The 19,379-nt window shown below is 71.5% G+C and carries 12 protein-coding genes; all 12 read right to left on the bottom strand.

Annotated features, from left to right (window positions below):
- Window positions 1–49: 49 nt before the first annotated feature.
- Window positions 50–1,279, bottom strand: a complete 1,230-nt coding sequence (locus FIC82_RS08610) for a substrate-binding domain-containing protein (RefSeq protein WP_154798279.1) — start codon at window positions 1,277–1,279, stop codon at window positions 50–52.
- Window positions 1,280–1,405: 126 nt separating this feature from the next.
- Complete coding sequence (locus tag FIC82_RS08605) at window positions 1,406–2,488, bottom strand: ABC transporter permease (protein ID WP_154798278.1); 1,083 nt, start codon at window positions 2,486–2,488, stop codon at window positions 1,406–1,408.
- Window positions 2,485–3,531 carry an ABC transporter permease gene (locus FIC82_RS08600; protein ID WP_171445697.1) on the bottom strand — a complete coding sequence of 349 codons (1,047 nt, stop codon included), beginning with the start codon at window positions 3,529–3,531 and terminating at the stop codon, window positions 2,485–2,487. The genes FIC82_RS08605 and FIC82_RS08600 overlap by 4 nt, the downstream gene beginning before the upstream one ends.
- Window positions 3,528–5,183, bottom strand: a complete 1,656-nt coding sequence (locus tag FIC82_RS08595; RefSeq protein ID WP_154798277.1) for a sugar ABC transporter ATP-binding protein — start codon at window positions 5,181–5,183, stop codon at window positions 3,528–3,530. The genes FIC82_RS08600 and FIC82_RS08595 overlap by 4 nt, the downstream gene beginning before the upstream one ends.
- Entirely contained in the window at window positions 5,180–6,427 is a 1,248-nt protein-coding gene (locus FIC82_RS08590) for a Gfo/Idh/MocA family protein (RefSeq protein WP_154798276.1), read from the bottom strand. Before FIC82_RS08590 ends, FIC82_RS08595 begins: the two co-directional genes overlap by 4 nt.
- Window positions 6,428–6,700: 273 nt before the next feature.
- Complete coding sequence (locus tag FIC82_RS08585) at window positions 6,701–7,702, bottom strand: sugar phosphate isomerase/epimerase family protein (RefSeq protein ID WP_021483379.1); 1,002 nt, start codon at window positions 7,700–7,702, stop codon at window positions 6,701–6,703.
- Between the two features lie 41 nt (window positions 7,703–7,743).
- On the bottom strand, window positions 7,744–8,502 hold the full coding sequence (locus FIC82_RS08580; RefSeq protein ID WP_154798275.1) for a hypothetical protein: 759 nt from the start codon (window positions 8,500–8,502) through the stop codon (window positions 7,744–7,746).
- A gap of 255 nt (window positions 8,503–8,757) precedes the next feature.
- Window positions 8,758–13,785, bottom strand: a complete 5,028-nt coding sequence (locus FIC82_RS08575) for a ThuA domain-containing protein (protein WP_253691637.1) — start codon at window positions 13,783–13,785, stop codon at window positions 8,758–8,760.
- 220 nt (window positions 13,786–14,005) lie between these two features.
- Window positions 14,006–15,178, bottom strand: coding sequence for a Gfo/Idh/MocA family protein (locus FIC82_RS08570; protein ID WP_154798274.1), 1,173 nt, complete (start codon window positions 15,176–15,178; stop codon window positions 14,006–14,008).
- Window positions 15,179–15,287: 109 nt separating this feature from the next.
- Window positions 15,288–16,355: a substrate-binding domain-containing protein gene (locus FIC82_RS08565; protein WP_154798273.1), complete on the bottom strand. Its 1,068-nt coding sequence runs from the start codon at window positions 16,353–16,355 to the stop codon at window positions 15,288–15,290.
- A gap of 118 nt (window positions 16,356–16,473) precedes the next feature.
- Window positions 16,474–17,514, bottom strand: coding sequence for an ABC transporter permease (locus tag FIC82_RS08560; protein ID WP_253691635.1), 1,041 nt, complete (start codon window positions 17,512–17,514; stop codon window positions 16,474–16,476).
- Window positions 17,511–19,031 carry a sugar ABC transporter ATP-binding protein gene (locus tag FIC82_RS08555; protein WP_171445696.1) on the bottom strand — a complete coding sequence of 507 codons (1,521 nt, stop codon included), beginning with the start codon at window positions 19,029–19,031 and terminating at the stop codon, window positions 17,511–17,513. Before FIC82_RS08555 ends, FIC82_RS08560 begins: the two co-directional genes overlap by 4 nt.
- Window positions 19,032–19,379 lie beyond the last annotated feature (348 nt).

Below are 19,379 nucleotides of genomic sequence, written 5' to 3'. Positions count from 1 at the left end.
ACCGTCAGGTCCGGGTGGTGCCGGCCGTCACCGGTCGGTCACCGGTCGGTCAGCGGTCGGTCCATGCCTCGGGGAACCCGGGCAGGTCCTCGCCGCCGAACTTCGCGTAGTGCAGGGACGGCATGTCCTTGTTCGCCTCGAGGTACGCGTCCAGCTCCTCGGCCTCGATCGGCGCCTGCGGCAGGACCCACTCCGACGGCACCTGCTCGCCGGCCCAGATCATCTGCGCCGCGAGGATCGGGGTGCGCCACTGGAAGTTCGAGTACACGGCGCCGATGGCGGTCATGTCCGTGTCCTGCCACTTGCGCAGGAAGCTCATCTCGTCCTCACCCATGAAGACCGGGTAGGGCTTGCCGGCGTCCTCGAACGCCTCGACCGCCGCGACGGCCCCGTCGCCCGCGTCCATCCAGATACCGTCCACGTCGCCGCGCTGCAGGTACTGCGTGACGATGTCCTTGATCTTCGCGCCGTCACCACCGGTGAACTCCGCGCCCACGACCTCGAGCTCGGACTCCGAGAAGATCTTGTCGGCCGCGGCCCAGCGGTTCTCCAGCACGTCCACGCCGGGCAGGATGCGCAGCGCGAGGACCTTCGAGCCCGGGTCGAGGTTCTCGACGAGGAACTCGGCGCCGTCGGCGCCGTAGGCGTAGCCGCCGATCGGGTGGATGAACGTGACCATGCAGTCGGTGTTCACGCCGCGGTCGAACACGATGACCGGCTTGCCCGACTCGCACGCGGCCTCGACCGCCGGCGTCAGGGTCGCCGTCGTCGACGGCGAGATGATGATCGCGTCGCAGTCGCCCGCCTCGACGAACGCCTGGATGTCGGAGATCTGCTTGTTGTCGTCGTCCGCCGCGTCCGAGACACGGAACTCGCCGATCACGCCCTCCGCCGTGAGCACGTCGACCTGCTGCTGCATCGTGATCCAGCCGGTCACGCGCCACGGGTTGGACACCGACGCGTTCGAGAAGCACAGCGTGTTGCCACCCTCCGCGCTCGCGAACTCGGCCGTGTCCACGTACTCCGGCTCGATGGCCTGCAGCCACGGCTGGTCGGCCGGGCCCTCGGGCACGATCTCGCGCTGGGCGAGCTGACGGTCGTAGTCCGCCTGCACGAACCACTCGGAGTCGGCACCGCCGGACTCCTCGCTCGCGGGGCTCTCCTCGGCCGAGGTCTCGCCGCCCTCGCCGGAGTCGGTGGGGGTGTCGGTCGTGCAGGCGGCCGTGAGGAACAGCGTGGCCACCGCCGCGCCGGCCAGGAGTGCTCGTGTACGTCGCATGTCCTTCTCTCCTTGGGGTGAGACGTCGTCGTCCCGCAGCGTGCGGGGGAAGGGGGTACAGCTCGGAAGGGGTCTTTCGGGCGTGGTCGAGGTCGCGCGGGCGGAGGTCCGCCGGGGCGCCGGTGCTCAGGCGTTGGCGGGTGCGGGCTCCTTCGGTGCGGTGGTCGGGCCCGCGGCAGGCGGGGCGTCGGGGGTCGCGGCGCGGCGGCGGGACCGTCGCGGCAGGGCTGCGTAGGCGACCGCCGCGATGATGATCACACCCTGCACGGCCGGCCGGATGGTCGACGGGAGGCTGAGCTGGTTGAAGAGCGTGAACAGCGCCTCGAGGGTGAGCGCACCGGCCATCGCGGCGATCACGGTCCCCCGGCCGCCGCCGAGCACCACGCCACCGAGCACGACGGCGGTGATCGCCATGAACTCCAGTCCCTGGCCCACCTGGGCGGTGACGCCCGCGTACCCGCCGATGAGGATCGCGGCGACGGTCGCCATGAAGCCCGAGAGGAGGAAGGCACGCGTGCGCACCCACCACACGGACCCGCCGGCGTAGCCCGCCGCGACGTCGTTGTCACCGGTGGCGACGAGGGTGCGGCCGAACGGGCGGCGCATGAGCAGCGCGGCGAGCACGCCGAGCACGACCACGATCATGAGGGCGAACGGCACCTGGAACTGGCCGGGCGTGTCGGGGATACCCCCGCGCCCCCACTGGCGGAAGCCGTCCGTGAGCGCTCCGGTCGGGGCGCCGCCGGTCCAGAGCCGGATCGCACCGTAGAGCACGAGCATCATGCCGAGCGTCGTGATGAACGACGGCACCTTGAGCAGGGTCGTGACGAGGCCGTTGACGAGACCGACGGCGAGGCCGAAGAGGATCATGAGCGCCATGACGGGCCAGGTCATCGAGTCCTCGCCGTCCATGAGCTTCGCCGCGATGACGACCTGGGCGCCGACCAGGGAGCCGACCGAGAGGTCGAACTCGCCCGAGACGATGACGAAGTACTGGCCGATCGCGAGGATGACGAGCGGCGCCGCCTTCTTGACGAAGGCCATGAGCGACATGGGCTCGCCGAACGACGGGTTCATCACGAGGATGACGGCGAAGACGAGCACGAGGAGGGCGAACACGGTCCAGCTGCCGCCCGCCGTGAGGCGCTCGAGCCAGCCGGCCCGCGGGGCGCGCGCCGGGATCGTCCGGCGCGTGGTGTCGGTGGTCATGCGGACGCACCTCCGGTGCGGGTCGGGCGGAACCGGGCCCGGCTGCTCGCCGGGTCGATCTGGCGCCGGGCGTACAGGGCGACGGCGGCGATGATGATGACGCCGCGCAGGACGTCCTTGAAGAACGGGTCGACGTCGAGGACGTTGAACACCGTGTCGAGCACCGCGAGGATGAGGACGCCGCCCACGGTCCCGACGATCGAGCCGCGCCCGCCCATGAGGAGCGTGCCGCCCAGCACGACGGCGGCGATCGAGTCGAGGTCGAGCCCGTAGGAGTACACGAGCGCGTTGCCGGTGCCGAAGCGCGCGGCGATGAGCAGCCCCGCCACGCCCGCGCAGACCGAGCACAGCACGTGCGCGAGGATCAGCGTCCGGTCGGTGCGGATCCCGGAGAGCCGGGCGACGTCGGTGTTCCCGCCGACGGCGAACATGTGGTACCCGGGCCGGGTGCGCGTGAGGAGCACGACACCGACCGCGGCCACGAGCAGCATGACGATCGTGGAGACCGGCACCGGGCCGACGCGCGTGTACCCGAACATCTGGAACGAGGCGGGCACCTCCCCCGCCGGGCCCTTGAACTGCGTGTCGAGGTAGCCCTTGATGATGAGCCCGACGCCGAGCGTCGCGATGAACGCGTTGACGCGCAGCTTCGCGATGACGAGGCCGTTCACCAGGCCGACGACCGCCGCGACGCCCACCGCCGCGAGGACGCCGAGCCAGACGCGCGACGGGTCTCCCGCCATGGTCGTCGCGCCGACGATCGAGCTGAGCGCGACGACGTAGCCGACGGACAGGTCGAGCGACTTGCACAGGATCGCGAAGGTCTGCCCGATCGCGACGAAGCCGAGGAGGCTCGTCTGCGTGAGCATGTACGCGGTGTTCGCGGTGCTGAACAGGTTGCCGCCGCCGACGGCGACGAGGACGCCGGCGATCACGAGGATCCCGACGAGGGCCAGGTAGACGATCTCCGTCGACCCCAGGCGCCGGTGGCGCGAGGGCGCGCGCCGCGCGGTGGGGGCGGCGGTCGCGACCGTGGTGCTCATCGGTCCTCCTTCGGGCCGTCGTGGTCGTGCGGGGTGCCGGCAGAGCCCGGATCGGCCCCCGGAAGGTCGTCGGTCTCGGCGAGCGCGGTGAGGTCGACCTGGACGTGCTCGCCGGAGGTGTCGTCCCCGGCACCGGTCGCGAGCGCCATCACGGTCTCCTCGTCGCTGCCGGCGGGCAGCTCGCCCGCGAGGCGCCCGTCGCGCATGACCAGCACGCGGTCGGCCATCGCGACCACCTCGGGCAGCTCGGACGAGATGAACAGGACGGCGACGCCGCTCGCCGTGAGCTCGCGCATGAGGTCGTAGACCGCGCGCTTGGCGCCCACGTCGATGCCGCGCGTCGGCTCGTCGAGCACGATCACCTGGGGGTCGGTGACCAGCCACTTCGCGAGGACGACCTTCTGCTGGTTGCCGCCGGACAGGTACTGGACCTCCGCCTCCTGCGAGCTCGCGACGAGCTCGAGCGAGGAGAGGATGCCGGGGATGCGCTTCGCGCGCCGGTCCGCCTGGCCGGGCACGACGGCGTCGAGGACGAGCCGCGCGTTCGCGAGGATCGACTGCCCGAGCGCGAGGCCCTCGGCCTTGCGGTCCTCGGTCACGAGCGCGAGCCCGGCACGCACGGCCTGGCGCGGCGAGCGGACGTCGGCCTCCTTGCCGCCCACGAGGACGCGACCGCGCGTGAAGCCCGCGATGCCGAAGATGCCGTGCGCGATCTCGGTGCGGCCGGAGCCCTGGAGACCGGCGAGCGCGACGATCTCGCCCGCGCGCACCTCGAAGGAGACGTCGTCGACCTGCGTGTTGCCCGCACCCTCGAGAGCGAGCCGCACCTCGCCGGGGACGATCGCCGGGTCCTTGTCCGGGAAGTACCCGGCGAAGTCGCGACCCACCATCGTCCGCACGAGGCGGTCGGGGTCGATGTCGGCGGTCGGGGTCGTCAGGACGTGGTTGCCGTCCTTGAGCACCGTGATGGTGTCGCAGAGGTCGAAGATCTCCTTGAGCCGGTGCGACACGTACAGGATCGCGACGCCGCGCTCCTTGAGCCGGTGCACGAGCTCGTACAGGAGCTCGACCTCCTGGTCGGCGAGCGCCGCGGTCGGCTCGTCCATCGAGATGATGCGCGCGTCGTAGGAGACCGCCTTGACGATCTCGACGATCTGCTGCTGCGCCACGGAGAGCGAGCCGACGCGCGTCCAGGACGTGAGGCCCGTCAGGCCCAGGTCGGCGAGGAGCGCCGTCGTGTCCGCGTGCATGCGCCGCCGGTCGACGAGACCCGCGCGGCGCGGCTCGCGGCCGAGGTAGACGTTCTCCGCGACGGACCGCTCGGGCAGGAGGTTGAACTCCTGGAAGACCGTCGAGACGCCTGCGTGCTGCGCGGCCAGCGGCGACGCGAACATCGTCGTCTCGCCGTCGAGCTCGAGCGTGCCGGCGTCGGGCCGGTGGACGCCCGCGATGATCTTCATGAGCGTCGACTTGCCCGCGCCGTTCTCGCCGACGAGCGCGTGCACCTCACCGGGGCGCACGTCGAGGTCGATGTCGCGCAGCACGGAGTTGCCGAAGAACTCCTTGCCGATGCCCCGCAGGCGCAGGATCGGCTCGTCGCCGCCCTCGCCCGCGGCCGGCGGTCGGGGCTCGCGCGTCGTCGTCGCCGTCATGCCGTCACCTCCACCCAGACGCCCGAACGCACCGACTCGCCGACGGCCGCGGCGAGCCGGGCGGCGCGCAGGCCGTCCTCGAACGTGGGCAGGCCGTCCGGGACGCTCCCGCGGATCGCCGTGGCCGTGTCGGCGACGAGCGCGTCGAAGCAGTCCTGGTAGCCCTGCGCGTGCCCGGCGGGCAGGCGCGAGTAGCGCGCGGCGGCGGCGGAGAGCGCCTCCGGGTCGCGCACGAGGAGCCGCGACGCGTCGCGCCGCCCCTCCCACAGCGTCTCGGGCTGCTCCTGGTCGAACGACAGCGTCGACTCCGTGCCGGAGATCTCCAGGTACAGGCGGTTCTTGCGCCCGGCCGACACCTGCGAGATGACGGCCGTGCCGAGCGCGCCGCCGTCCGTCGCGTACTGGAGCGTCACGGCGTCCTCGGTCGCGACCTCGTGCACGACGCCGTCCGCGCCCCGGCGGTGCGGGTTGACCGTCGCCGACTGGGCCACGAGCCGCACGATGCGGTGGCCGGTCGTGAACTCGAGCAGGTCGCAGAAGTGGGAGCCGATGTCGCCGAACGCGCGGCTGGCGCCGCCGAGCGCCGGGTCGACGCGCCAGTTGTCGTCGGAGTCGCGCAGGAGCCAGTCCTGGAGGTACGAGCCGTGCACGAGCGAGACGGTGCCCACCTCTCCGCGGCGCACGCGCTCGCGCGCCTCGCGCACCATCGCGTGGAACCGGTAGGTGAACGGCACGACGGCGACCCGGCCGTCCGCGGCCCGTGCCTCGGCGGCCAGCCGCGCGAGCTCGACCGCGCCCTCGACGTCGGTCGCGAGCGGCTTCTCGCACACCACGTGCTTGCCCGCCGCGAGCGCGGCCCGGGCGAGGGGGACGTGTAGGTGGTTGGGCGTGCACACGTGCACGACGTCGACCTCGGGGTCCGCGAGCAGCTCCTCGGCCGAGGCGACCGCGCGCTCGGCGCCGAGACCCGGCGCGGCCGCGCGGGCGATCTCGAGGTCCGCGGCCGCGACGCTCACGACGCGCCCTCCCCCGGTCCGCACGGCACGCGCGTGCACGCCGCCCATGAAGCCGGCGCCGAGGATGCCGGCGCGGTAGCCGGCGGCAGGCAGCCCGCCCTGGTCGGGGGCGCTGGCGGGGAAGGTCGTCCGGGCGGTGGTGGCCCCTGTGGTGGTCGCTCCGGGGACGCGGACACCCGGCTCCAGCACCGGGGTACGCAGGTCCTGCGCGACGTCGTCGGCTCGCATGGATCACAACGTAGGGGCACTTCTGTCGAGCGTCAAGCAAAAGGCGAACATTGATCGTCACGGTTATATAACCCAAACCGCAAAACAAAATGTGAAGGCTCACATGTCCATGGCCAGCGCGGACGTGCCTGTGCGCACGGGCTGCGGCTCGGCACGCACGGGAGAGGGCACGCCACCGCCCCCGGCCGTCGAGCGGCCGGGGGCGGTGGCGTGTCGGACTGTCCTCCCCCACCCGTCGGCCGGTGGAGCCGGCCGACGGGGAGACTGCGCGTGCTACTTGGTCGAGAACGCGGCGTCGAACGCCGCGTCCGGGGCGTCGAAGGCGTACTTCTTGACGAACTCGAGGGCCTCCGGCGCGCCGACCAGGCGGTCCATGCCGGCGTCCTCCCACTCCACCGAGATGGGGCCCTCGTAGCCGATGGTGTTGAGCATGCGGAACGCGTCCTCCCACGGCACGTCGCCGTGGCCCGTGGAGATGAAGTCCCAGCCGCGGCGCGGGTCGGCCCACGCCAGGTGCGACCCCATGCGGCCGTTGCGGCCGTTGTGCATCCGCTTCTTCGTGTCCTTGCAGTCCACGTGGTAGATGCGGTCCTTGAAGTCCCAGAGGAAGCTCACCGGGTCGAGGTCCTGCCACACCATGTGGCTCGGGTCCCAGTTGAGGCCGAACGCCTCACGGTGCCCGATCGCCTCGAGCGTGCGGACCGTCGTCCAGTAGTCGTACGCGATCTCGCTCGGGTGCACCTCGTGCGCGAACCGCACGCCGACCTCGTCGAAGACGTCGAGGATCGGGTTCCACCGGTCGGCGAAGTCCTGGTACCCGGCGTCGATCGCCTCCTGCGAGACCGGCGGGAACATCGCGACGTACTTCCAGATCGCCGAGCCCGTGAAGCCCACGACCGTCTTCACGCCCAGCTTCGCGGCGAGGCGCGCCGTGTGCTTCATCTCCTCCGCGGCGCGCTGGCGCACGCCCTCGGGGTCGCCGTCGCCCCACACGACGTCCGGCAGGATGTCGCGGTGACGCTGGTCGATCGGGTCGTCGCAGACGGCCTGGCCCTTGAGGTGGTTCGAGATCGCGTAGACCTTGAGGTCGTACTTGGCGAGGAGGTCGAGCTTGCCCTGGACGTACTCGTCGTCGTCCCAGCGCCACGGGTCGAGGTGGTCCCCCCAGCAGGCGATCTCCAGGCCGTCGTAGCCCCAGCCGGACGCGAGCCGCGCCACCTCCTCGAACGGCAGGTCGGCCCACTGCCCGGTGAAGAGGGTGATCGGTCGTGCCATGGTCGTGTCTCCTTCGGTCGTTCTCGGTATCGCGCCCGGGGTCACCGGGCGGAGGTGCTGGTCAGGGAGCGGGGCTTGCCGTCCGACGACTCGTCGGCGGCGGCAGCGCGCGAGCGGCGGCGGAGGACGACGTAGCCCGCCGCGAGCAGGAGCGCGGCGACGACGGCGATCGCGACCCAGACGCCCGCGCCACCCCCTGTCGACTGCTCGTCCGCGGTGCCGGACCCGTCCGCCGCGGCGGTCTCGTCCTCGGCGGTCGCGTCCGCCGCGCCGTCCGACCCGTCCTCGGCACCGGCTTCGTCGTCCGCCCGGGGGGCGGGCTCCGGCAGGGGCACCACGTCGACCTGCGCGGTCGCGGTCGCCTCGGACGGCTCCGTGATCGTGGCGGTGATCGTCCAGTTGCCCTCGGCGAGGACGCCCGGCTCGGACGTGTACCAGCCGACGCCCTCCGACGCCGAGGAGAGGGTGAGCGGACCGACGGTCTCGCCGTCGGCGGACTGTGCGGTCACGGAGACGTCGGCGGCCTCCTCGACCGGGTGGCCGTCGATCTTCCAGGTCAGGTTGGCGGAGACGCCGCCCTCCCCGTCGGTGCCGAGGGAGATGACGACGTCGCCGCCGTGCGCGGCCGCGGGGGCCGCGACACCCACCAGCGCCACGACGGCGCCGAGCAGCATCCCGAGCACCGCGGTGAGCAGGGCGCGCGGGCCGAGCCGGCCGCCGTCCGTCGACCTGGTGCGCGGGCGGGGCTGGGCCGCGCCCGGGGCACGGGGGCTCCGGTGCAGCAGGGACGTACGGGACATCGGGTCATCACCTCGTCGTGGTCCGTGGGTGGCACCGGGGCCGACGGTCGTCGTCGGTCCCCGGGGTGCCCCGGCGCCGGGCCGGAGCGCCCGTTCCCGGGCGCCGGGGCCGGAGACCCGGAGGTCCCCGTCGTGCTCGTCGTGCGGGCAGCGTACGGTCGGCCCGGCCGATGGGCCGCCCGTCCGCCGGACGCCCGCACGCCGAGCGCGGTGCCCGGCGGGCCGGTGCTCAGGGCACCGGCCCGCCGGAACCTGTCAGGAGCAGGCCCGGGCGGCGTAGTCCGCCGTCCCGGAGAACGTCCTCCCCTCGGCGTCGGTCGCGGTCACCGTCACGGTGCCGGCGTCGATCCCCGCGGCGCGCGAGGCGAACGACTGGTAGGCGTTCGCACCCGGCGCCACGTCCGCGAACTCCTTCGACCCGTACGGGGTCTCGAGAGTGATCGCGAGCGGGACCGCGTCGTCGTTCGCCGCGCGGACCGCGACGAACACCTTGCCGGCCATGCAGCGCGTCTCCGCGGTGATGGTCACCGCGATCGGCTCGACCTCGTCGCCGACCACCCGGAAGTGGCCGAACGACGCCGGCGCACCGGTGTCGGCCGAAGCCCCGAGGGCGAAGAGCCCGACCTGGGCGCCCGACGCGGGAGCGTTCGTCACGCTCTGGTCGAACGTGGTCCAGGTCTCGCCGTCGGCGCTGTACGCGCCGGTGAACGTGTCACCGGAGCGGGTCAGACGCAGGTGCCACACGTCGCCCGTGAGGCTCGACGACTGGGGCTGCGGGTTCTGCACGACCCCGCCGACCTCGCTGCGCAGCTCAATCCGGGCGTTCTTGGCCTGGCCCGCCTGGTTGTCGACCACATAGTCGAGCTTGACGTAGTTGTCGTCGTCGCCGTACACGATCAGACCGCCCTGCTGGTACTGACGGTCGAACGCCGACCCGTCCACGACGGTCTCGACGGTCCACTCGTCGCCCGGCTGGTCCTGCAGCACGATGTTCGGCACGGGGCGGTTGTCCGTCCCGTAGATGTCAGTCGGCGTCGTGTCGATCTGCAGGGAGCCGTCCGCCACGCGGTAGCCGGTCGGGTCCTCGCGGACGATCGACCAGCGGCACGCGTCGAGGGCGGTGCCGTCGAACTCGTCGTCCGGCCCGGGGGCGGACGCCGTGTCGTCGGGCGTGATGGAGAACCAGTCGAACTCCGCGTCGATCACCGGCGCGGCGGTGTTGTTCCCCTTGAGCGACACGAGGCCGATCTTCGCGTTCTCCAGGTCCGCGATCGACTTGGTCTCCGACATCGTCGTGAAGTCGACGCCGTCGGCCGAGTACGCCGCCTGGAGGTTCTCGCCGTTGCTGACGAACCGGACGTAGACCGTGTCCGGGTAGGCAGCGCCGAGGGCCGCCGTGTTGGAGGCACCGACCTCGTTGGGCTGGGCGTTCTCCTCACGGATGAACTGGAAGATCCGCGTCGCCGGGTCTGCGGGGTTGGAGCGTCCCTGCAGCACCATCTTCGCGTAGTTGTCCTGGTCCTCCCAGATGAGCAGGCCCGCCTGCTGGTACTGCTGGCGAGCCGGCAGCGTGAGCTTGGCCGTGGCCGTGAACGGCCCGTCCGGCAGGTCCTGGAGCACCAGGTTCGGCACCGTGGTGTTGTCCGTGCCGTAGAAGTCGGTCGCCGTCGTCGGGATGACGAGGTGGCCGTCGCGCACGGCGAGGTTCTGGTCGCGGTTCGTCACCGTCCAGCGGTCCTCGTCGAGGTCCGTGCCGAGGAAGTCGTCCGAGCGGCCCGAGAAGCACATCCCCGGTCCCGTCTGCGTCTCCTTCACCGTCACGGTCGTGTACTCCACCGAGTACGCCCCGCGCGCGTCCGTGGCCCGCACCTGCAGCCGGTACGTGCCCGGCTGGTCGTACGTGACCTCGAACGAGTCGGTCCCGTCGACGAACCCGTCACCGAGCCCCGCGTCCCACGCGAACGTGATCGCGTCGTCCTCGGGGTCGGAGGCCGTCGCCGTCGCCGTCACCGTCAGCGGGGCGGTGCCCGTCGTCGGGGTGACGTCGAACGTGTCGATCGTCGGCCGGACGTTGTCCGTCACGCCGCGCCCGTTGACGACCATCCAGTTGACGTTCGACTGGCCGGCGGTCTGGACGAAGTACAGCGTGCCGCTGCCCGACGGGACGTCGTGCAGCTCGGCCGTGACGTCGGTGTAGACCTGCCAGTCGCCCGTCGCCGGGACGGTGACGCTCCCGATCTCCGGACCCTCGGGGTCGTCCCACCGCAGCGAGATCGGACCGCCGCCGCTCGGCGACGCCGCACGCAGCGTGATGGAGTCGACGTTGGCCAGCGAGACCGGCTCGTGCGCCCACCAGTCGTCCGGCTCGATGTAGCCGATGTTCAGGCCGCCGCCGGCGGAGTCGCCGGTCGTCTCGGTCTGGACGCCCGGGTCGCCTGCGCTCGTGGAGCCGGCGAGGCGCCCCGTCGAGGTGAAGAACTCCGACTGGAGCAGCTTCGGCTGCAGGATCTGCAGGTCGTTCGCCGTGAGCGGCACGCCCACCTCACCGCCGTCGTCGGTGTACATCGCCTCGACCACCCAGAAGATGTTCGACTCGATGCCGTGACCCTCGTCGCGCGCCGTCTGGAGCGTGCCCTCGCAGCCCGTGAGCTCCTCCATGGGGTGGGCGTGCGAGTCGTGGCCGAGCGACGTGAAGAGCGTGACGTTCTCGCACGTGACCTCCCCGTCGGGGTCGTCCACGGCGATCTCGTACTTCACCTGGTCGCCCCACTCGAAGAAGCCGCCGTTCTCGGGGAACGTGATCGAGACCGTCGGGGCCTGGTTGCCCACGACGACCGACACGTTCGCCACGCCCACGGCGCCGCTCTCGTCGGTCGCGACGAGCTGGGCGGTGTAGCTGCCGTTCTCGGTGTACGTGTGCACCGGGTTGGCCTCGGTCGACGGCGCAGAGCCGTCGCCGAAGGTCCACTGCAGCGTGATCGGGTCGCCCGCCGGGTGGCGCGTGCCCTCGGAGGAGAACTGCACCGTCAGCGGTGCGGCACCGCTCGTCACGTCCGCGCTCGCGCGGGCGATCGGGGCGGGGTCGCCCTGGACGTAGTTGACCTTGTAGATGCCGCTCGAGTCGTTGTTGCCGCCGAAGCCGGCGCCCCAGTCGACGACGTACAGCGAGCCGTCCGGACCGAAGTCGAAGTCCATCGGACGGTCGAAACCGGCCGACGGGTCGAAGATCTTCGGCAGGACACGGTTGATGTCGACGAGGTCGTCACGCTTCTCGCCGTCGAGCTGGAACGAGTACATCCGGCCCTGGTTCCACTCACCGAACAGGGCCTTGCCGTCCCAGTACTCGGGCCACTTGACGTCCGAGTCGAGCTCCGGGTCGTACTGGTAGACCGGGCCGCCCATGGGAGCGCCACCGCCACCGATCTCCGGGAAGTCGGGGTTGCCGCCACCCGTGTACCAGACCTCGGCCTCGATCGCCGGGGGCAGCTGCTGCACGCCCGTGTTGTTCGGCGAGCTGTTGACGACGCCCGCGGCGCAGTCGAACGCCGCACCGGACTGGCCGGTCGCGAAGTTGTAGTCGACGTAGGCGTTGTTCGACCCCGTGCAGTACGGCCAGCCGTAGAAGCCCGGGTCGCTCACGACGTTCCACTCCACGGCGCCGCGCGGGCCGCGGGCCGGGTCGGCCGCACCCGAGTCGGGACCGTAGTCGGCGACGAGCGCGTTGCCGGTCGTCGGGTCGACCCCGATGCGGAACGGGTTGCGGAAGCCCATCGCGTAGACCTCGGGCTTCGTCTGCGCGGTGCCCGGCGCGAACAGGTTCCCCTCGGGGATCGTGTACGTGCCGTCGTCCTCCGGGTGGATCCGCAGGACCTTGCCGCGCAGGTCGTTCGAGTTCGCCGACGTGCCCTGGGCGTCGAAGTTCTGGCGGCCCGCGCGCTCGTCGATCGGCGTGAAGCCGCCCGACTCGAACGGGTTGGTGTTGTCACCCGTCACGACGAAGAGGTTGCCGTCCGCGTCGAAGACCATGTCGCCACCCGCGTGGCAGCACGTCTCGCGCTGCGTCGGGATCTTGAGGACCGCCTTCTCCGAGGCGAGCGAGACGGTCTTCGTCGTCGCGTCGTAGTCGAACCGCGAGACCCGGTTGTGCGGGCCGTCCGTCCCGACGTCCTGCGGCGACCAGAAGAGGTACACCCAGCTGTTGGTGGCGAAGTCCGGGTCGAGCACGATGCCCGTGAGGCCGTCCTCGTTGGCCTGCGTGACCGAGAGCGTCGCCGCGGTGGTGGTCTGGTTCGTCGCCGGGTCGATGACGCGCACGCGCCCGTCGCGCTCGACGTAGAAGACCGTCCCGTCCGGGGCGACGTCGAGCATCATCGGGTTCGCGGTGTTCTCGTCGAGCGGCACCATCTCGTAGCTGTCGGACTGCGTCGCGTTGCAGTCGGACGGCACGACGCCCGCGGCGGTCTGGATGCCGCCGAGCAGGTGCTGGAGGAACTCCGGCTCCTGGAAGGACTCGTCGGTGTGGCCGCCACCCGTGTACCAGGACCGCCCGCCGTCGTAGACCTGGCACCAGGCCGTCGGGTGGTCGGCGCCCATCGCGCCCGAGCCGGCCGAGTACGACGTCTCGTCGAGGCTCGCGAGCACGTGCACGGTGTCACGCGGGTTGGTGCGGAAGTTGTACCACTCGTCGTAGCGCTCCCAGCGCGAGGGCAGGTGCGCCGTCGACTCGTGCGCGTGGTCCTCGACCTTGATGGTCGCGTCCTGGTTCTGGGGGTGGGCGCTGAAGTACGCGCCGACCAGCCCGCCGTACCAGGGCCAGTCGTACTCGGTGTCGGACGCCGCGTGGATGCCCGCGTACCCGCCCCCGTTCTGGATGTAGCGCTCGAACGCGGCCTGCTGGTCGTCGTTGAGGACGTCACCGGTCGTGGACAGCCACACGACGGCGTCGTACTGCGCGAGGTTCTCGTCCGTGAACGCTCCCGCGTCCTCGGTCGCGGTGACCTCGAAGTCGTTCTCGGTACCGAGCTGCTGGATCGCCGCGATGCCCGCGGGGATCGACCCGTGGCGGAAGCCACCGGTCTTGCTGAAGACGAGCACGTCGAACGGGACGGTGTCCGCGGCGGCCGCGAGCGGGGCCGTGGCCTGGCCCGCCTGGACGCTCGCGGGGGCCGGTGCGGCCGTGGCCGCCACCGCCGTCGCGATGGTCAGGGGGAGAGCGACCGCTGCCGCGGCGGCTGCCGCGACCGTGCGCCTGACGGCGAGCGATCCTCCTAGCACGTTTCTCACAAGGTCTCCTCGTCGAGATGGGGAACTGTGCTGCGCTCCGCCGGGTCGGCGCCATCGGCCTGCCGTCCGTCCCGGGCTCGTCGGCGGAAGTTCGTCGGTGCTCCGCCGGGCACCTGCCGCGCGTGCGGCGGTCCTACCTCCTCTCGTGGTCCCGGTCGTCGGCCGCGCGTCTGCGCGCGACCGACGACCGGACACTGCTGTCCGGAGGGCCGGTCTTCGCCTAGGGCGCGACCCAGCCGCCCGACGCCGCGCTCCGCTCGACCGCGTCGAGCACGCGCTGCACCACCAGGCCGTCCGCGAAGGTCGGCGCCGGGTGCGTGCCCGCGGCGATCCCCTCGACGAGGTCGACCGCCTGGTGCGTGAACGCGTGCTCGTACCCGAGCCCGTGGCCCGCGGGCCACCAGTGCGCGACGTACGCGTGCTCCGGCTCCGTCACGACGATGCGGCGGAAGCCGGCGACGGCCGCGTCGTCCGCGGCGTCGAAGAAGTGCAGGACGTTCATGTCCTCGAAGTCGAACGCGACCGAGCCCTTGGAGCCGTTGATCTCGAGGCGGATCGCGTTCTTGCGGCCGTAGGCGAAGCGCGTCGCCTCGAACGTCCCGATGCCCCCGCCGGAGAGCCGCGCGAGGAAGACCGCCGCGTCGTCCACCGTGACGGGGCCGCGCTCGGTGCCGCCCTGGCCGGACAACCCGGCGAACTCCGTCGCGACCGGGCGCTCCTTCACGAAGGTCTCGAGGAGTCCCGAGACGTCCGTGATGCGCTCGCCCGTGATGAACTGCGCGAGGTCGATGACGTGGGCGCCGATGTCGCCGAGGGCCCCGCTGCCGGCCTTCGACTTGTCGAGCCGCCACGACAGCGGCGCGTTCTCGTCCGCGATCCAGTCCTGGAGGTACTGCGCGCGGACGTGGCGCACGGTCCCGATGCGTCCGTCGTCGACGAGCTGGCGCGCGAGCTGGATGGCCGGCACGCGGCGGTAGGTGAAGCCCACCATCGCGACCTGCCCGCGGGCGGCCGCGGCCTCGGCCACCGCGACCATCTTCTCGGCCTCGGCGACCGTGTTCGCGAGCGGCTTCTCGCACAGCACGTGCTTGCCCGCCTCGAGCGCCGCGATCGCGATCTCGGCGTGCGTGTCGCCGGGCGTGCACACGTCGACGAGGTCGACGTCGTCGCGCGCGACGAGCGCCTGCCAGCTCGTCTCGGTGGACTCCCAGCCGAGCCGCTGGGCGGCGGCGGCGAGCGCCTCCGGGTTGCGGCCGCCGAGGACCCGCATGCGCGGGTCGAGAGGGAGGTCGAAGAACCGGGGGGCGGTCCGCCATGCCTGCGAGTGCGCTGCCCCCATGAACGAGTACCCGACCATGCCGACGCCGAGCTGCGCGCCGTCGTTTCCTGCCATGACGTTCCTTCCGTGCTCCTCACGAAGCACGCCCACGGTCCGGCCGGGGTGAGCCCGGGCGGACCGTGGGCGTGGTCCGCGTGCCTGTGCTACCTGCGGGACCGGTCCGTCAGGACTGGAACGCCGTCGGCAGGTACTGCTCGACGTTCTCCTCCGTCACGACCGGAGCGAAGAGCTGGACGGTGCGCGGCACGCCGGACGACGCGAGGTCGCTCATGTTCTTCTCGTGGGCGACGAGGCGGGCGAGCTTGATGCCGTCCGCGGCCTGCGTCGAGGGGTAGACGACCGTGGCCTGGAGGACCGAGTCGCCGGCCTGGATGTGCTCCATGACCTGCTGCGAGCCGGCGCCGCCGACCATGAAGAACTCGTCGCGGCCCGCGTTCTCGATCGCGGAGAGGACGCCGACGCCCTGGTCGTCGTCGTGGTTCCAGATGGCGTCGATCTGCGGCGCGGCCTGGAGCAGGTTGGCCGTCGCGGCCTCGCCGCCCTGGACGGTGAAGTCGGCCGCGACGCGGTTGTCGACGTCGAGGCCGCAGTCGGACAGCGCGTCCTCGAAGCCCTGGCTGCGGTCCTGCGTGAGGGGCAGCGAGTCGATGCCCGCGATCTCGGCGACGACGGCGTCGGGGTTGTCCCCGAGCTGCTCGCAGATGTACTGGCCGGCGCTCACGCCCATGCCGTAGTTGTCGCCGAGCACCGTCGAGCGTGCCGCGAACGGGCTGGAGAACTCGCGGTCGACGTTGATGACCGGGATGCCGGCCTCCATCGCCTTGGTCGCGACCTCGGTGAGCGCGGCACCGTCGAACGGCAGCAGCACGATCGCGTCGACGCCGTCGTTGATGAAGCCCTCGATCTGGCTGATCTGGACGTTGACGTCGTTCGTGCCGTCGGCGACGCGCAGCTCGACGTCCTCGTACTCCGCGGCCTCGGCCTCGGCGGCGCTCGTGATGGCGCCCATCCAGCCGTGGTCGGCCGCGGGGGCCGAGAAGCCGATGACGATCGGGTCGCCGGGGGCGTCGTTGTCGGAGACGGCCTGGTTGGCGCTGCCCCCGCCGTCGCCCTCGGCCGTGCCCTCGTCCTGCGGCGTGTTGGAGGTGCACGCCGTCGCGATCAGGGCGATCGAGGCGGCCGAGACCGTCGCGAGCGTGATGCGGCGGCGGAGGGTGGTACGTGCGGACATGGGATCTCCTTCGATGCTGTCCTGCGGGTGGAACCTCAGGGGAACTGGCGGGGTGGGGTGGTGCGAGGGCTGGACCGGGCCGTCCGCCGGGTCGACGACAGCCGCGGGGCTCGGGTCGCTAGGTGGTGCGCCGGGAGAGACGCTGCTGGAGCAGCACGGCGCCGACGATGATCGCGCCCTTGGCGATCTGCTGGACCGAGCTGTCGACGTTGTTGATGATGAAGACGTTGGTGAGCGTCGTGAAGATCAGGACGCCCAGGACGGTGCCGACGATCGTGCCCCGGCCACCCACGAGGAGCGTGCCGCCGACGACCACCGCGGCGATGGCGTCGAGCTCGATCAGCAGGCCGTTGGTCGAGGACCCAGCGCTCGTCCGGGCGAGGAACATGACGGCAGCGATGCCCGCGGTGAGCCCGGACAGCGCGTACACGTACATGAGGTGGCGCTTGACCTTGATGCCCGCGAGGCGAGCGGCCTCGGGGTTGCCGCCGACGGCGACCGTCCGGCGGCCGAACGTCGTGCGGTTGAACAGGAACCAGCCGAGCACGGCGACGACCGCGAAGATCCACACGATCTTCGGCACCCCGAGGAGGTTGCCCCGGAAGATGTCGTTGAACGCCGCGACGTCGACGATCTGCGTGCGCTTCTGCGCGATGAGCTCGGCCAGGCCGCGGGCGGCGACGAGCATCGCGAGGGTCGCGATGAACGCGACGACCCTCCCGTAGGCGATGATCAGGCCGTTGATGAGCCCGGCGCCGACGCCGACCGCGAGCGCGCAGATCACCATGACGACCCAGCCGTACGACTGGGTCGCGAGCGTGGTGGCCCACACGGAGGCGAGCCCGACCACGGAGCCGACCGACAGGTCGATGCCGCCCGTCGTGATGACGAACGTCATCCCGATTGCCAGGACGCCGAGGATCGATCCGAGGCTGAGGATGGTCATGAGGTTGCTGAGGCTCGCAAACCGCTCGCCCCCCGTGGCGAAGCCCACGACGCACAGGAGCAGGAGCGCGACGACGAGGCCGACGTTCCGACCTGCCGCCCCGGACAGGAACCCGCCCGTCCGGCGCTCGCTCGCGGCCTTCTCGACCCGGGCCGACTCGTCGGCGTCCGGCTTACCCGTCGGCATCGACGCCGACACCTGCTGCTCGCTCACGCGACACTTCCTTCCATGACCATGTCGAGCACCTGGTGCTCGTCGATGGAGCTCGAGGGCCCCTCGTGCACGACGCGACCCTCGGAGACGACGAGGACGCGGTCGGCGAGGCCGAGGACTTCGGGGATCTCGCTGGACACGACGACGACGGCGGCGCCCTCGTCGGCGAGCCTGCGGATGAGGGCGTAGATCTCGGCGCGCGCCCCGACGTCGACACCGCGCGTTGGCTCGTCGAGGAGCAGGACGCGGCAGCCGTGGACGAGCCAGCGGGCGAGCATCGCCTTCTGCTGGTTGCCGCCCGAGAGGGTGCGGATCGCGCGGTCGACGCCGGCGGGCCGCAGCTCGAGGGAGTCGGCCTGCTCCTTGGCGGCCTTGCGCTCGGCGGCCTCGTCGAGGAAGCCGCCGCGCGCGAAGCGGGCGAAGGTCGAGAGGGTGACGTTGCGGTAGACGGGCTCGTCGAGGAGCAGGCCCTGGCTCTTGCGCTCCTCGGGCGCGAGCCCGATCCCGGCGTCCACGGCGGACGCGACCGACCCGGCGCGCAGCTTCTTGGAGTCGACCGTCACGGTGCCCGCGGTCGCGCGCCGTGCGCCGTAGATCGTCTCGATGATCTCGGAGCGACCCGCGCCGACGAGGCCGGCGAGACCGACGATCTCCCCCGCTCGCACCTGGAGCGAGACGTCCTCGAACACGCCCCGCAGGGCCAGACCCGCGACGTCGAGCACGACGGGCGCGTCGTCCGCGAGGTCCTGTGAGTCGGGGAAGACGTACTCGACCGAGCGCCCGGTCATGAGGGTGATGAGCTTCTGCGTCGGCGTCTCGGAGACGGCGAGGTTCTGCGCGACGGTCCGGCCGTCCTTGAGGACGGTGATGCGGTCGCCGATCTCGCGGATCTCCTCGAGCCGGTGCGAGATGTAGACGACGGCGACGCCCGCCTTCGTCAGCTCCTTGACCACGCGGAAGAGGTTGCCCACCTCCTCGGAGTCGAGCACGGCGGACGGCTCGTCCATGATGATGACACGCGCGTCGTGGGACAACGCCCGCGCCATGGAGACGATCTGCTTGCCCGCGGCCGACAGGTGCTCGACCTCCTTGGTCGGCGAGATCTCCGAGTGCCCGAGCCGCTTGAGCAGGTCGCGCGTCTTGCGCACGGCCTCGCGGCGCTGGGAGAAGCCGAGCGTCGAGAGCTCGTGGCCGAGGTAGACGTTCTCCGCGACGGTCAGGCCGTCGACGACGTCGAGCTCCTGGTACATCGTCGCGACGCCGTGCCGCAGCGCGGCGACGGGGTCAGAGATGGTGATGGGCTCGCCGTCGAGCAGGATCTGCCCTTCCGTCGGCTGGTGGGCGCCGGCGAGCACCTTGATGAGGGTGGACTTGCCGGCGCCGTTCTGCCCGAGCAGGCAGTGGACCTCGCCCGGGAGGATCTCGAGATCGACGCCGTCGAGCGCGCGAGCCCCGGGGAAGACCTTGACGATGCCCTGCATCTGCAGGAGCGGCTGGGGAGGGTCTGCGGTGACCATGCGGTGAACCTAGCGGACCTTTTGACGACGGTCAATCATAAGGTCTCGGTCTTTTGCTGCTGTTACAACTTCGTTACCAGCAAAAGTGGGCAACCCTCGGATGCCCGGTGGGAACGCTCCCCCAGGGTCGGCGGGCCGGGAGGAGTACGTACCGGGGTTGCGCCGCGACGGGGCGGTGACGAGCCACGACGGGCGAGGATTCGGCCTGCGGTCGGGTCTGCACGAGGGATCGAGGGGCGGTGTCCGCCCGGACGAGAGGCCCTTCCTCGGACCTCCACACCTTCCGACGACGTCCATGTCGCCTTGGGAGGGGACAGTAGGGTACCTTTTGGCGATCGTCAAGCAAAA

This window comes from Cellulosimicrobium protaetiae (assembly GCF_009708005.2).
GTDB classification, from domain to species: Bacteria; Actinomycetota; Actinomycetes; order Actinomycetales; family Cellulomonadaceae; genus Cellulosimicrobium; species Cellulosimicrobium protaetiae.
The sequence above is the reverse complement of the archived record's forward strand: the minus strand, read 5'-3'. Positions and strand labels throughout refer to the sequence as shown.